This window comes from Arthrobacter sp. 08Y14, assembly GCF_002929455.1.
GTDB classification, from domain to species: domain Bacteria; phylum Actinomycetota; class Actinomycetes; order Actinomycetales; family Micrococcaceae; genus Arthrobacter_B; species Arthrobacter_B sunyaminii.
Genome location: NZ_PJIX01000004.1, coordinates 56,501 through 70,059 on the forward strand (window position 1 = coordinate 56,501; position 13,559 = coordinate 70,059).

A 13,559-nucleotide genomic window follows, 5' to 3' on the forward strand; every position below is an offset into this window, starting at 1 on the left:
GACTTAGCTCTGAACCAGGCCGAAGCGAGCCCGGAATCAGGCCGGAGGATCGAAGCGGCCGTCGACGGCGGTCCAGCCGCCGTCGACCGTCAGTACCGAGCCCGTGACAAAGGTGGAAGCGTCCGACGCCAGGTAGACCACGGCGCCGGCCAGCTCTTCGGGCCGGGACCAGCGGCCCAGGGCGCTCTTCGCCGCATAGGCTCCGTACCAGTCCGGATTCTCCTTGATCTGCGCGGTCAGCGGCGTCTCCACCACACCCGGAGCGATGACGTTGACGCGGACCCCCGCAGGACCGAACTCAGCCGCGGCGGTGCGTGCCAGCTGGACCAGACCGGCCTTGCTGGCCGCGTAAACGCTCTGGCCGGGCTCCACCACCGAGGCGCGGATCGAGGAAAACCCGATGATGCTTCCGCCTCCGTTGGCCGCCATCCGCGGTGCGAAAGCCTGCAGCAGCGAGAAGGAGGCCCGCAGGTTCAGGTTCATCACCCGGTCAAATTCCTCCAGGGTGTAGTCGGCAATCCGCTTGCGGACATTCGTGGCGGCCGTAAACACCAGGGCCGCGCAATCGGCGTATTGCTCAGCGGCCGCTTGAACGGCGTACGGATCCAGCACATCGAGCACCGCCGGTTCCCCGGCTGCGCCGATCAAGTCCGCCGTCTCTGCCGCGGAAGCCGCGTCCCGGTCCGCGCACACCACCTTGGCACCGTGGGCCGCCAGCGCCAGGGCGGACTCCCGGCCAATCCCGCTGCCGGCTCCCACCACCAGCACGCGCCGTCCGGCCAGGTCGAACAGTTCCGAGTAGTTCGTCATCAGGGGTCCTATCGCTGAGGGGAATGCTGGTGTGCGGCCGGGGTCAGGGGCGGATCATCGCCATGCGGGTGACCGTGAATTCCTCGATGGCAAACCGCGGCCCCTCCCTGCCGATCCCGGAGTCCTTCACGCCGCCATAGGGCATGATGTCCGAGCGGAACCCCGGGATCTCATTGACCACCACGCCGCCGACGTCGAGCTGCTCAATGGCCTGGAACGCGTGCTGAAGCGACGCGGTGTACACAGCGGCCTGCAGGCCGTACCGGGAATCGTTCACCGTGGCGATCGCTTCAGCCATCCCGGAAACGCGTTCAAGGCACACCACCGGTCCGAAGATCTCCTCGCTCCACACACTGCAGTCATGGGGTACATCGGCCAGGACTGTGGGGGCGATGCTCCGGCCCTCGGCGCCGCCGCCGGCAACCAGCCGTGCCCCGGCGGACACCGCCTCCTTGATCCACCCCAGCACCCGCTCTGCGGCCGCGGTGTTGATGAGCGGCGCCAGACGGGTAGCTTCATCGCGGGGATCGCCCACCACCACTTCGGGCAACCGGGCGAGCAGCCGCCGTTCGAACTCGTCAGCGATCGGCTCGGCCAGGACCACGCGCTGGACCGAAATGCAGGCCTGCCCGTTGGCGTAGAAACCGCCGCGGATGACGGCGTCCACCGCATCGTCCAGGACAGCATCCTCGGCAACAATCAGCCCGGTGTTGGAGCCCAGCTCCAGGACCGTTTTGCGCGGCGCAGCTGCTTTCGCGATCCGGTGGCCAACTGCGGCGGAACCGGTGAAGGAGACGACGGCGACCCTCGGATCGCTCACCAACGCAGCACCGACGTCGGGCCCTCCGGTGACCAGCTGGACAGCAGCCGGTGTCACGCCGTGCTTGTGGAGGACTGTCCGGATGAGATGGACGGCCCAGAGCGTGGTCAGCGGCGTATCGGGGGACGGTTTGATGATGACGGGGCAGCCGGCGGCGATCGCCGGGGCCAGCTTGTGGCTGGCCAGCAGCAGCGGGTAGTTGAAGCCGGCAATGCCGACGACGACTCCGGCCGGCCGCCGGGTGAAGTAGCCGAGCATCCCTTCCCCCTGGGGCTGCAGATCCAGGGGAACGGTTTCTCCGTGGATGCGTGCCGTCTCTTCTGCGGCGGCAGACCAGGTGGCGAGGGTGCGCTGGACTTCGGTGCGGCAGTCGACCAGCGGCTTGCCGGTTTCCAGAACCAGCAGGTCGGCCATCGCCGTCGCTTCCCGGGAGAGCGCGTCATGGATGTCCATCAGCAGCGCCCGCCGGGTTCCGGTACTGAGCTTGGCTGTGACCAAGAAGGCTGCGGCTGCTTCATCCAGGGCCTGCCCGGCATGCTCCATCGAAGCCACCGGCGCCGAAGCCACCGCAGTGCCGTCATAGGGGAAGGAGATCAGAGAGCTTTCCGGGCACGGGGCCCACTCATGGACTCCGGATCCCAGAGGAAGTCCGTCGGGGTAGGGCGGCGCAAATATCACGATGGCTCCCGTGCGTGGGGGACTTTTGCGGACAATCCAAGCGGTTCCAAGCTAACTGGTCAGGCCAGTACAGTGACGGTATCGGCCCGGAGGTCAGGGGTCAACGGTTTGATAGGTTGTTCGACTGCTGGCCTGTAAATGGACGGAAGGACGTTATGGCACCGGAAACAGCACTTCTTGTCATAGTCGCCGCGACAATCATCTTCCTGGTCGTGGCTGGAGTTCTCGTGCGGCGGTTCAGCAAGTCCAATGCCGGAAAGTACCCGCCGGCAACCAAGGGCAAGTGGTTTGAGGTCCGGCGCCGGTAGTCTCGGACAGGAGAGCCGCCGTTAGCTGAAGTCCGCCTTGCGGATCAGCCCGTGCACGCCCACGGTCCGGTCCACCACCTGGGACACGGCAAAGTCAGCGGCTGCGGACAGGTACGCGTAGGCGACGGCCCGGTCCATGCCCTTCTCCTGCTGTAGGAAGTCCAGAGCGTTGACCACGGCCCGTCGCATGGCCACATTCAGGTCGCTGCTGACCCCGCCGCCGCCCAGGCCGTCGGGGTCGGACAGCCCGATGGGAATCCATGCGTCGGCGGTCTCGCCGAACGGATACCGGTGGGCCAGTTCCGGTGCGTCCCCGGCACCGGGTTTGCAGACGGTCAGGCGGAACGTGCCGCGCAGCGATCCTTCCATCGCGGTCAGGGCCACTTCGCCGTCGCCCATGCCCATGTGCGGATCACCCACATAGAAGAGTGCGCCGTCGGCCTTCACCGGCAAGTAGAAGGTGGAGCCGGGGCCGAGGTGGCGGATGTCGATGTTGCCGCCGCCAAGGGTGGGCGGCACCGAGTTGGCCTCCGGATCGGTCAGTCCGCTGCTTTCGGCGAAGGCCACACCCATCATGCCCATGAACGGGCGGAGCGGAAAGCGCACCTTCATGTCGCCGCTGGTCATCACGCCCTTGCCGTCCTCGATCGCAGTGAAAACCGAGACGTTGTGATAATCGGTCGGGATGCCTGAAGCACGGTTGTCCGTGGCGGCCGGCGGCATGACTTCCTCCAGCGTGATGCCGTCGGGAGCGGCCGGGCCCTTCTGCAGGGCGAGGGAACCCTTGCCGTGCCGGCTGGACACGACGCCGTACGGCACCCTGGGAATGGCGTCGAGGGTTTCGATTTTGAGCACGTCCCCGGGCTCGGCGCCCTCCACGGCAACGGGGCCGGTGACCACATGCGGTCCGTCGGCATCAAAGTTCCGCGGTGTGCGGTTGTAGCCGGCGGCAATGTCGACGGCGTCCTGCAGCACGCCGTTCTTCTCGACGCCGTGGCTGCCGAAGAAGGTCAGCGGATCCCGTCCCTGGTCCTCGAGGATTCCTTCATGGGAGAGGGCATCGATGGTGATGGTCTGGCCGGATTTCATTCGCGCCACGGGCGTGGCATGCACGGTGGGCACGTAGCCCCAGAGCACGTCGTCGGGGGTGGAAGCGAGATAGTGGTCGCCGGGGATGTTTCCCGAGTGCGGCTGCAGGATTTCGTTTGGCTGTGCCTGAGAAGGGTTCGGTGTGCCGGTACCCGGAGCTTCTGACACGGAAGGACTCTGGGCTGCCTGCGCAGTGCAGCCGGTGGTGACGGCTAGGGCTCCAAGCCCGGCCGCGGCACCCAGGAATCCCCGGCGGCCCAGTCCCTTGGTCAGTACCTCGGCGGCCTCGCGTCCGATCAGCATTCTGTTCATCGTGTCCTCCTGTAGCTGTTGCCCTTCAAGGTAGACAGCCGGAGTTTCGGTGCTGTTTCCAGCGGATGAACGCGCGATGCGTGATCGTGTTGCTGGACGCCCCGGACCTCGCCCGTTAAGCTCCGTCCATGGGGTCGAAACCAAATCAGACACGCAAAAGGCAGCCCACCTTGATGGTGCCGGTGGTTTACTGCCTGCTCATCATCGGTCTCGGATTATGGGTAAGTCTGGCCACGGGCGAGTGGATTGCGATGGTTTGCGCCGCCGGTCTGCTGGTGCTGCCGGTGCGCGGTTACAGCAGCCGTGCGCGGCCCCTGCGCTGAATTGAAAAAGCGGGCCATCCCGCATGGGAATGGCCCGCTTTTACGTGTTCTCTACTTCTGGTCGTCGTCTTTATTGCCGTCCATTTTGTCTTTGACCTTGTCCTTGGCCTGATCAACCTGCTCCGGGTGATCCTTGGCCGCGTCCTTCGCCTTGTCTGCCATTCCGCCCAAATCAGCCATGGGATTTTGCCTTTCCTTCGAGGTCCAAGGCAGCACAGTTAGCGGCCTCGGTCTGACATGCCCCATCCTCCACCCGGGGAGCGGCGAGTACCACCCCCGTTGGCTTTGGATCTGGACTCAGCCGGCGACGATCACGCCGCTGCGAACGGCGGACACGCGTTACTGGGACGCTACCTTGCCCGCCCACGCCTGCGCGTAGAACAGCGGGGAATGCGAGTCCAGCAGCTCTGCGTAGGTGGCAGCTTCCTTGGCCTGCGCTGACCCGGCCGGGATGCCCGGCGAGAAGGCTGACACGCCCAGCCCTGCTTCATGATCCTGCAGCGTCAAGCCGGCGGCTTCCAGCACTGTGGGGTACATGCTCAGCTGGTCCACGCCGGGCCGCTGCTGGATGGTCTTGTCCTGTCCCGGAATCCAGATCCGGTTGAAGATGGTGCGGTTCTCGTGGAAATCCAGCTGTTCGTGGAAGGCGTCACCGGCACTCATGTGCTTGAGGTGGTCGCCCATGATGACGACGGCGGTGTCCTCAAGGTATCCCTGGTCCTTCATGTGCCCCAGGAATCCCGCCACCTGCGTCATGGAGCAGTGGAACGCGGAAGTGACCTCGTTCTGGGTATCTACGTCGCAGTAGTCATAAATGTGCACCGGCTCGTGGGTGTCCAGCGTCAGCATCGACAGATTGAACGGCTGGCCGGTCCTTTCGGATTCGGCGTGCAGCTCATCAACTTTTGCCTTGGCGTTGGCCATGAGCCGCTCATCGCTCAGGCCCCAGTCACTGCGGAAGCTGTTTTCCGGTTCGCCGGCAGCGCGCCAGTCCGCAAGACCCTTCACCTCGGAGTAGCCGTGGCTGCTCAGGAACGTGTCCTTTGCGGCGAAGGAGGAGCTGGCACCGCCCATGAAGACACTGGTGTAGCCCTGTTCGTCCAGGACATCACCCAGGCAGGTGATTCCGCCAAGGTAGGTGTCGGCGTCTTCATCGACCTTGGGTGAGGATCCGCTGTCTGAACCGAAGCCTGCGCCCTTCAGGGGAACACCGCACTGGGTCGAGGCGAGACCGGCCATGGTCCAGCCCCCGCCCTTGTACTGCTGCAGGTCGTCGACACTCTGCCAGCCCTCTTCGGCCGCAGTGGCTTCCTTGAGCGGCACAAACGCGTCCTTTTCGAACAGCTGGTCGTCAGCGAGGGTGGCCTCACCGGACTCCAGGTAGATCAGCACCAGGTTGCGCTTGTCCGTGTTGTCGGTGACTGTGGGCTCCACATAGTAATCACCGACGTCGTACGGGGACTGGCTCGCCTTGATGTAATCCGCCACGCCCACCGTGGTGCTGAAGGCGGTGGTACCGCCGACAACCACCGCGGACACCAGAACCGTGGAGATGCTGCGCAGGATCCATTGCTTGCGGCGGGGGAGCATGCCCTGACCGGCGCGGTGGCGTTTGCGCCGCCGGGAATGCCGCCAGAAGGCGATCGCCACCGTGATGAGCGCGGGCACGACCCCGATCCCCAGGATGCCGGCCCAGACGATCGCTCCGCCTCCGCCGTCGGTCTCCACGGACACCAGGTTCAGGAGCATCTGGCCCACCGAAATCTCGCCCCAGTAGAAACGGATGCCGGCCGCGGCGATGAGGAGTGCAAGCCCCAGCCAGATCAGGACGTAGACCAGCAGCGATCCCACGACAGCACCGACCCGTCGGGTCACGTGAAAGATCCGGCCAGACATGACACCCCGCGTTCCGATACCGGCATTCCCGCCGGGCACCCTTGACAAAACTCCTTGACAACCAGCCCGTTCTCGGGCTCGTAACAGACTAGTACCGTTACGTTACCTGTTCAACAGTGGCGTTTTGCGGGCATCAAGCCGTTTGGTGAAGGAAATTCATCCGATCGTTAGCGCGTCTGCGGCTGGTTTACCAGCCGCCGCGCGTCGGTGTGTGCCCCTTGCGGGCACTGTTGGGCAGTGGCATTTCGGCCCGCAGGCCCAACAGCCGTATCGGCCTGCCGGGGTCGATGGCGCCGGCGAGATCCAGGGCCCTGGCCAGGACAACGTTCGTGTCGAACGTCTCGGGTATTTTCCGCGCGTGCGTCTTGGTGGTGAATGGCGCATACCGAACCTTGAGGGTCAGCCCGATTACCGGCCGACCCTCGGCTGCCACGTCCTTCAGGACATCCGCAGTCAGCTGCCGAATAGCTTCATCCACCTGGGCCGGCTCGGTCAGGTCCTGCTGGAAGGTGGTTTCCCGGCTGTGTCCGCGGGCAACCCACGGGGTGTCATCCACCTCGGCGGACCCGTCTCCGCGCCCAAGTTCGGCATACCAGGGGCCCATCTTGGGGCCGAACTCCGGCACCAGGGCCTGCGGATCGGCTGCCGCGAGCTCGGCAACGGTGGAAATACCAAGCCTGGCGAGCCGGCCGGAGATCTTGGACCCCACGCCCCACAGCTCTTTCGTGGGCCGGTCACCCATCACCTCCAGCCAGTTGTCGGCAGTGAGGCGGAAGACGCCGGCCGGTTTGCCGAGATCCGTGGCATTCTTGGCCCGGACCAGGGTGTCTCCGATGCCTACGCTGCAGTGCAGCTGCGTGTCCTCAAGGACGGCGGCTTGAAGGGACCGGGCGTAGCTTTCGGGATCCTCCGTCTGCGTCCCCACAAACGCCTCATCCCAGCCCAGCACCTGCACGACGGCGCCGGGCTGGGTACGCAGGGTGGCCATGACGACGTCGGACGCCGCCAGGTAGGCTTCGGAATCGACCGGGAGGATCACGGCGTCGGGCACTTTACGGGCCGCAATCCGCAGCGGCATGCCGGACCCCACACCGAAGGCCCGCGCCTCGTAGGACGCGGTAGAGACCACGGCCCGTTCCGCGGGATCACCCCGGCCGCCCACAATCACCGGTTTTCCGGCAAGCTCCGGCCGCCGGAGCACCTCAACCGCGGCAATGAACTGATCGAGATCGACGTGCAGTACCCACTGGTTTCCGCTCACGCGACCAGTCTGCCCCACGCACTCCGAATCAGCATCAGCTTTCTCGGCCCCGGCCTCGCTGCCGGGAAAGGCGGGCCCTTTCCGGCGGCTGCGCCCTGGTCCGCAACCCGGTCCGCAACCCCCTCAGACGTGGTAGATTTTGTGAGATTTAGTGAGAACTCGTCCTTTTGATCCACCCGGCAGGAGAACCATGCTTGCAGCCGAACGCCAGGCAGCCATCCTGGACCGCCTGGACCGCCAATCCGCTGTCCGGGTCAGTGACCTTGCCCTGAACCTGAGGGTTTCGGAGATGACTGTCCGCCGGGACATCGATTCCCTCGAAGCGCGCGGTGCCCTGGTGCGCGTCCACGGCGGGGCGGTCCGGTCCGGAAGCCTCAGCTCGGTGGAGCCGGGGTTCGAAGCCAACCGCACCCGCAGCAGCGAGGCGAAGCAGCGGATCGCTCAGACGGCGGTGTCCCTGCTGGCTCCAGGCATGACCGTGTCCGTCACCGGCGGAACCACCACCTATGCCTTGGCTCCGCTGCTGTCCGCCGTTCCCGGGCTGACCGTGATCACCAACTCGATGCCGCTGGCAAACGAGCTCCACCGGCTGCAGGCCGCCGCCCCGCACGGCAGCGCACCGGAGGTGCTGCTGGCCGGAGGCCAGCTCACGCCGTCGCAGGCGCTGGTGGGGCCGCTCGCCACCCGGACCATCTCCTCCCTGCGGGCTGACCTTTGCTTTATGGGTGCTCACGGAGTGGATGCGGCTGCCGGCATCACCACGCCCAACCTCGCGGAGGCGGAAACCAACGCTGCCTTCGCCGGCAACTGCGGCCGGCTTGTCCTCCTCGCCGACGCCACGAAGATCGGCATCGTCAGCCTCGCCCGGGTGGCACCGCTGGACGCCGCTGCGGCACTGGTCACGGACCGCAGTCCCGGCGCCGAATATTCCGCCCTCACCCGCATCCTCACCGATCCCGTCTCAGATCCGCATCTGGAAGAGCGCCCATGACCTTCATGACCCCCGCCCGCCTGTCCGACGGGCGCGAACTGATCTACTTCGACGCCTCCGAGCACAGCGCCGCACGGCACCGCGATGACGCAGCATCCGCGGATCAGCGGGGCCTTCCCGCACGGGGGGCCGCCGGAACAGCACGCTTCGATGCGCTCTCCGGTGAATGGATTGCCGTGGCGGCGCACCGCCAGTCGCGCACCCACCTGCCTCCGGCCGATCAGTGCCCGCTGTGCCCCGCCACGTCCGGAAACCTCTCGGAGATTCCCGCCGCCGACTACGAGGTTGTGGTCTTCGAGAACCGGTTCCCCTCCTTCGGGCCGGACCTCGGCGAACTTCCGGACTCACCCGAGTGGGGAACGACGGCGACGGCGTACGGCCGGTGTGAAGTGGTCGCCTTCGACTCGGCGCACCAGGGCTCCTTCGGTTCCCTCAGCCCCGAGCGGGCCCGAACCGTCATTGACGCCTGGGCCCAGCGCACCGAAGCACTCTCCGCGATGCCCGGAATCCAGCAGGTCTTTTGTTTCGAGAACCGCGGGGCGGACATTGGAGTCACCCTGCTGCACCCCCACGGCCAGATCTACGCCTATCCGTTCATTCCGCCCCGGGCCGCGGCACTGGCGGACCGGGCAGCGAGATTCCACGCTGCCTCCGGCGGCACGAAGACCCTGATGGGCCATATTCTTGCCTCCGAGCGCAGTTCCGGGGAGCGGATGGTCATCGAAGGGAAGCACTTCAGCGCGTTTGTCCCCTTTGCTGCACGGTGGCCGCTGGAAGTCCATCTGGTTCCGCACCGCCAGGTTGCCGACCTGGCGGGATTGACCGGTGAGGAGCGTGACGAACTTACTGCGGTCTACCTTGATCTGCTGGGCCGGATCGATGCCCTCTACCCCACACCCACTCCGTACATTGCCGCCTGGCAGCAGGCGCCGGTTGATCCTGTGCTCCGGCAGTCGGGCTATCTGCACCTGCAGCTGACCTCTCCCCGCCGCGCTGCCGACAAGCTGAAGTATTTGGCCGGTTCGGAAGCCGCGATGGGCGCCTTCATCAACGACACCACGCCCGAGGCCGTTGCCCAGTCACTGCGCAACGCGGTTCCGTCCGCGTCCCGTGCCAACGCCCATCCCGCCGTTGCCCGTCCCGCCACCGATCGAAAGGACCAGGCATGAACTCCACGCCGGCCAAACTCGCGGAAGCCTTCACTGAACGCTTCGGCGGGGAACCGGACGGTCTGTGGTCCGCGCCCGGCCGCGTCAACGTCATCGGGGAGCACACCGACTATAACGACGGCTTCGTCCTGCCGTTCGCCATCAAACACTCGACCACCGTAGCCGCCGCCGTCCGCCGCGGCCGGACGGTCCGTGTCGCATCCACCTTCGCACCCGACGATGAGCCGGTTGCTGTTGACCTGGACAACTTGTCGGAAGGCAGCGTCCAAGGCTGGGCGGCCTATCCGCTGGGGGTCCTGTGGGCCCTGGAACAATCCGGCCACCGCTGCCCCGGCATGGACCTCCTGGTGGACTCCTCGGTTCCGGTGGGCGCCGGGCTTTCCTCCTCCGCAGCACTTGAGTGCGCGGTCGCCGTCGCCGCCAACGACCTCTCGCAGGCGGGCGTGTCCCGCCGGGAACTCGCCGTCGTCGGCCAGATGGCCGAGAACCGGATGGTGGGCGCCCCGACCGGCATCATGGACCAGTCCGCCTCCCTCCTGGGGGAGGAGGGGCATGCCGTCTTCCTGGACTGCCGTTCCGGTGAATCACGGCTGGTTCCCCTGGACCTGGAGGGTGCCGGGCTGGAGCTGCTGCTTATCGACACCCGTGTCAGCCACTCCCACTCCACGGGCGGGTACGCAGCCCGCCGTCGCTCCTGCGAGCAGGGTGCGGAAGCGATGGGCGTTCCTGCGCTCCGGGACCTTTCCGTTGAGGACCTGGCCCAGGCTGAGCGCCTGCTCGATGACGAGACGTTCCGGCGGATCCGCCACGTAGTCACCGAGAACGTGCGCGTGGAGGAGGCCGTGGCGGTGCTGACCCGCAGGGGTCCCGCCGAACTCGGGCCCCTGCTCACAGCCAGCCATGCCTCCATGCGCGACGACTTTGAAATCTCCTGCGCCGAGCTGGACGCCGCCGTTCAGGCTTCGCTCTCCGCCGGGGCGCTGGGCGCGCGCATGACCGGGGGCGGTTTCGGCGGTTCAGCCATTGCGCTGGCCCGCGCTGAGGACGTTCCTGCTATCCGGGCGGCGGTGGAGCAGGCATTCTCCGCCGCCGGCTTCCGCCCGCCGGCCATCTTCAGCGTCCTCCCCGGCGACGGCGCAGGACGGGCAGCGTAACGGCCGCTGGTTAAGCGGTCTCGTCGCCGACGCGGATCAGGATCTTGCCGGTAGTGCCGTTTTCGACGGCGTCATGCGCGGCTGCGGTCTCTTCCAGCGGGAACCAGGTGAGCGGCAGGCCGGCGGACTCGCCCACCGGGAACACTCCGTCCCGAAGTGCGGCGGTGATGTCCTCCGCCGCGGCATGCTGGGCTTCAGTTCCCACGGTGTAGATCAGCACGCCCTGCCAGCGGACATTCTTCGCAAAGCTGGCCACGATGGGGGCGGTGAACTCGTCGCCGTTGTTGTTCGCGTAGTAGGCGATGCTGCCGTGATTGGCGATGACGCTCACGTCGAGTTCCGCGTTCTGGGCGGGGGAGACCTCAACGATCTGGTCCACGCCGTCGGGGGCGATTTCGCGGATCCGGTCCGCCTGGGCATCGTCGGGATAGCGGACAATGTGGTGCGCTCCGGCGGCGCGGGCGAGCTCGGCCTTCGCATCGCTGCTGACTGTTGCGATCACCGTGGCGCCGGCCCAGACGGCGAACTGGACCGCGGCGTGGCCCACTGCACCGGCACCGCCCTGGACCAGGACCATGCGTCCGGCCAGCGCACCCGGAGCCAGGCGGTTCGGACCGAACTCATGGACGGTCAGGGCCCGGTGGGCGGTCATGGCCGGAACGCCCAGGCTGGCGGCGACGTCGAACCCAATGCCTTCGGGAAGTTTCACGGCGCGGTCGGCAGGAAGGACGGTGAACTCCTGGGCGGTACCGGTCGGCCGGCCGTAGGCCGCCAGGTAGATCCACACCCGGTCGCCCGGCTTCAGGTCGGAGACGCCCTCGCCGACGGCGTCAACGACACCGGCGCCGTCCTGGTTCGGAACCACTTCGGGGAACGCAGGATCGCCGGCGGCGCGCGCTTTCCAGTCGGTGGGATTCACGCCGGAGACGGCGACGCGGACCCGCACTTCACCCGGACCCGGGGCGGCGACGTCCCGGTCGACGGGTGTGAGCACGGACGAGGGACCTGTGGCGGAGTACACAATTGCTTTCATGGGCGGTACAAGTGCTCCGGTCAGCGTTCTATTCCCCGATCTCGCCCTGCCCGTGACCCTGCACCCGCCGGAAGGGTGCTAGTTTCCGAACGTGTCCTGGAAGAAATGCCGGTTTGCGTCCGCCTTCTGCAGGAGCTCGTCGCCGGTGAAGTATTTGCGGTCAAACTCTTCCCAGTCGCCAACGAACATGGTCCATTCCCCGTCCACCTGAACCGGCCAGCTGCGGCGGACCCGGTGGAGCTTTTCGTGCACCTGGTCCGGATTCTCCGGATCGGCGGAGGTGTACTGCAGGACAGTGCAGTTGTGGATTATTTCCGTCTTGTCGGCATCACGGTCCAGGAACTCTTCATCACTCCAGCGCTCCAGCACCAGGCGCGTCGCCCACATGAACTCCCCGTGGGTCACCATCAGGACGTTCTCCCTGGGGTTCTCGCGGTGCAGGGTGCTAAGGATGTTCCGGACCCGGTTTTCAGCGACGTTCGCAATGGATTCGCCGGCCGGAGGCGCCCAGTACAGCGGATCATTGTCGCGGTACTGGGCGTTCTGCGAGTACTTCCGGGCGAAATCCTGCTTCGACATGGAACCGATCTCGCCCCAGGACCGCTCGCGGATGACCCGGCTCTCCTCCCAGCGCACCTCCAGTCCCAACATCGCGGCAGTCTCACGGGCCCGGGTGTAGGTGGAGACAACGGCGCGGTCGAACTTGATGTTCTGTTCGGCAATCCAGGCCCCGGCCACCTTCGCCTGCTGCACTCCGAGTTCGGTGAGACGCCAGGACCGGTCGGGAACCGTCATGGTTTCCTCGGTGTAGAGGCTCGGATCACCTGCTTTGGAAGCCTTCTGCATGATGTTCGCTTCGCTCTGTCCGTGGCGGACAAGGAACAGGTTCCGGGGCATGACCATTGATCGTGTACTCCTTGTAGAGGCGGGGTAATCCAACCGATATAGATTCTATGAAGGCAACCATCGTCACGGAGTCTGTGGATGCCTGGCGTTCCCGTACCGTGCGGCTATCGTCAGCGCTGCCTGATCCACAACCTGCCGGGTTCTTTCCGCATCGGGGGGTGGTTCACTGTGGACCAGGCGGGGCCAGAAGATTTCCGAAGCGATCATGCCCAGGAACTGCGACGCTGCTGTGACCGGGTCGTTCACGCTGCCGGTTCCCGCGGCGTTCACTGAACGGAAGAAGCGGTCAAGCGCAGCAAGTACAGGCAGCGTCCCGAAATTGAAAGTTCGCTGGCGCAGTTCCGGGAACCGGGGGGACTCTGCGATCACGGCCCGGATGAGGTCTGCCATGCCGGGCCGGGACAGCACCTCAGCGTAGGCGAGGCCCAACACAAGCAAACCCGCGTGGATGTCTCCGGCAGGCGGGTCCACCAGCTCTGCGTCGGATGTGTCGCCTGCGGCCAGCACGGTTGCTTCAAAGAGTGCAGCCTTCGTGGGGAACTGCTTGAACAGCGTGGCTTTGGAGACTCCTGCATCCTCGGCTACCCGGGCAAGTGAGGTCCGGTCGTAGCCGAGTTTCAGGAACAGCGCTTTGGCTGCGTTCAGGATCTGCAGGCGCTTGGCGGCAGCAACCTGCTGATGGTGCACCGGGAGCTCACGTGACATGCCTTCAGTATGACAGGTGGTGAGTCTATTGACTCACCACCGGTGAGGCTTCTATGGTCGTGAGGTGAGTCACCTGACTCACCTCACGTGTTCGGCACGGCACA

The 13,559-nt window shown here is 66.0% G+C and carries 14 protein-coding genes; 5 read left to right on the forward strand and 9 right to left on the reverse strand.

The window, feature by feature from the left end; genetic code table 11:
- Window positions 1–36 precede the first annotated feature (36 nt).
- Complete coding sequence (locus tag CXR03_RS16100; protein ID WP_104104772.1) at window positions 37–810, reverse strand: SDR family NAD(P)-dependent oxidoreductase; 774 nt, start codon at window positions 808–810, stop codon at window positions 37–39.
- Between the two features lie 43 nt (window positions 811–853).
- Window positions 854–2,311 carry an aldehyde dehydrogenase family protein gene (locus CXR03_RS16105; RefSeq protein WP_104104773.1) on the reverse strand — a complete coding sequence of 486 codons (1,458 nt, stop codon included), beginning with the start codon at window positions 2,309–2,311 and terminating at the stop codon, window positions 854–856.
- A gap of 152 nt (window positions 2,312–2,463) precedes the next feature.
- Here CXR03_RS16105 and CXR03_RS18380 point away from each other — a divergent pair, with 152 nt between their 5' ends.
- Window positions 2,464–2,616 (forward strand): hypothetical protein, encoded by a 153-nt coding sequence (locus CXR03_RS18380; protein ID WP_181034658.1) that lies wholly within the window; start codon window positions 2,464–2,466, stop codon window positions 2,614–2,616.
- A gap of 21 nt (window positions 2,617–2,637) precedes the next feature.
- Here the strand turns inward: CXR03_RS18380 and CXR03_RS16110 are convergent, their stop codons facing one another.
- On the reverse strand, window positions 2,638–4,017 hold the full coding sequence (locus CXR03_RS16110) for an acetamidase/formamidase family protein (RefSeq protein WP_104104774.1): 1,380 nt from the start codon (window positions 4,015–4,017) through the stop codon (window positions 2,638–2,640).
- Window positions 4,018–4,145: 128 nt separating this feature from the next.
- On the opposite strand from CXR03_RS16110, the gene CXR03_RS18200 reads away from it, so the two are divergent.
- Window positions 4,146–4,340 carry a hypothetical protein gene (locus CXR03_RS18200; protein ID WP_146070543.1) on the forward strand — a complete coding sequence of 65 codons (195 nt, stop codon included), beginning with the start codon at window positions 4,146–4,148 and terminating at the stop codon, window positions 4,338–4,340.
- A gap of 51 nt (window positions 4,341–4,391) precedes the next feature.
- Here the strand turns inward: CXR03_RS18200 and CXR03_RS18750 are convergent, their stop codons facing one another.
- The 3 genes from CXR03_RS18750 to CXR03_RS16120 form a co-directional block, all read right to left on the reverse strand.
- Window positions 4,392–4,520, reverse strand: coding sequence for a hypothetical protein (locus CXR03_RS18750; RefSeq protein WP_258060171.1), 129 nt, complete (start codon window positions 4,518–4,520; stop codon window positions 4,392–4,394).
- Window positions 4,521–4,679: 159 nt separating this feature from the next.
- Window positions 4,680–6,215, reverse strand: coding sequence for an LTA synthase family protein (locus CXR03_RS16115; protein ID WP_258073715.1), 1,536 nt, complete (start codon window positions 6,213–6,215; stop codon window positions 4,680–4,682).
- 208 nt (window positions 6,216–6,423) lie between these two features.
- Window positions 6,424–7,497, reverse strand: coding sequence for a DNA polymerase IV (locus CXR03_RS16120; RefSeq protein ID WP_104104775.1), 1,074 nt, complete (start codon window positions 7,495–7,497; stop codon window positions 6,424–6,426).
- Window positions 7,498–7,687: 190 nt separating this feature from the next.
- On the opposite strand from CXR03_RS16120, the gene CXR03_RS16125 reads away from it, so the two are divergent.
- From CXR03_RS16125 to galK, 3 genes are read left to right on the forward strand one after another with little or no spacing between them, the layout of a single operon-like run.
- Window positions 7,688–8,488: a DeoR/GlpR family DNA-binding transcription regulator gene (locus CXR03_RS16125; protein ID WP_104104776.1), complete on the forward strand. Its 801-nt coding sequence runs from the start codon at window positions 7,688–7,690 to the stop codon at window positions 8,486–8,488.
- A complete protein-coding gene (galT, locus tag CXR03_RS16130) occupies window positions 8,485–9,657 on the forward strand; it encodes a galactose-1-phosphate uridylyltransferase (RefSeq protein WP_104104777.1) in 1,173 nt (390 codons plus the stop codon). Before CXR03_RS16125 ends, galT begins: the two co-directional genes overlap by 4 nt.
- Window positions 9,654–10,811 (forward strand): galactokinase, encoded by a 1,158-nt coding sequence (gene galK, locus CXR03_RS16135; protein ID WP_104104778.1) that lies wholly within the window; start codon window positions 9,654–9,656, stop codon window positions 10,809–10,811. Before galT ends, galK begins: the two co-directional genes overlap by 4 nt.
- A gap of 10 nt (window positions 10,812–10,821) precedes the next feature.
- On the opposite strand, the gene CXR03_RS16140 is transcribed toward galK, so the two are convergent.
- The 3 genes from CXR03_RS16140 to CXR03_RS16150 form a co-directional block, all read right to left on the reverse strand.
- Window positions 10,822–11,844, reverse strand: a complete 1,023-nt coding sequence (locus CXR03_RS16140) for an NADPH:quinone reductase (RefSeq protein WP_104104779.1) — start codon at window positions 11,842–11,844, stop codon at window positions 10,822–10,824.
- Between the two features lie 78 nt (window positions 11,845–11,922).
- Window positions 11,923–12,747, reverse strand: a complete 825-nt coding sequence (locus CXR03_RS16145) for a histidine phosphatase family protein (protein WP_104104780.1) — start codon at window positions 12,745–12,747, stop codon at window positions 11,923–11,925.
- Window positions 12,748–12,813: 66 nt separating this feature from the next.
- On the reverse strand, window positions 12,814–13,455 hold the full coding sequence (locus CXR03_RS16150) for a TetR/AcrR family transcriptional regulator (protein WP_104104781.1): 642 nt from the start codon (window positions 13,453–13,455) through the stop codon (window positions 12,814–12,816).
- Window positions 13,456–13,559: the final 104 nt, after the last annotated feature.

Excerpts from the sequence above, each read along its gene's own strand:
- CXR03_RS16100 (WP_104104772.1), bottom strand. The coding sequence starts at position 810 with ATGACGAACTACTCGGAACTGTTCGACCTGGCCGGACGGCGCGTGCTG.
- CXR03_RS18380 (WP_181034658.1), top strand. The coding sequence starts at position 2,464 with ATGGCACCGGAAACAGCACTTCTTGTCATAGTCGCCGCGACAATCATC.
- CXR03_RS16110 (WP_104104774.1), bottom strand. The coding sequence starts at position 4,017 with ATGAACAGAATGCTGATCGGACGCGAGGCCGCCGAGGTACTGACCAAG.
- CXR03_RS18200 (WP_146070543.1), top strand. The coding sequence starts at position 4,146 with ATGGGGTCGAAACCAAATCAGACACGCAAAAGGCAGCCCACCTTGATG.
- CXR03_RS18750 (WP_258060171.1), bottom strand. The coding sequence starts at position 4,520 with ATGGCTGATTTGGGCGGAATGGCAGACAAGGCGAAGGACGCGGCCAAG.
- CXR03_RS16125 (WP_104104776.1), top strand. The coding sequence starts at position 7,688 with ATGCTTGCAGCCGAACGCCAGGCAGCCATCCTGGACCGCCTGGACCGC.
- galT (WP_104104777.1), top strand. The coding sequence starts at position 8,485 with ATGACCTTCATGACCCCCGCCCGCCTGTCCGACGGGCGCGAACTGATC.
- galK (WP_104104778.1), top strand. The coding sequence starts at position 9,654 with ATGAACTCCACGCCGGCCAAACTCGCGGAAGCCTTCACTGAACGCTTC.
- CXR03_RS16140 (WP_104104779.1), bottom strand. The coding sequence starts at position 11,844 with ATGAAAGCAATTGTGTACTCCGCCACAGGTCCCTCGTCCGTGCTCACA.
- CXR03_RS16145 (WP_104104780.1), bottom strand. The coding sequence starts at position 12,747 with ATGGTCATGCCCCGGAACCTGTTCCTTGTCCGCCACGGACAGAGCGAA.
- CXR03_RS16150 (WP_104104781.1), bottom strand. The coding sequence starts at position 13,455 with ATGTCACGTGAGCTCCCGGTGCACCATCAGCAGGTTGCTGCCGCCAAG.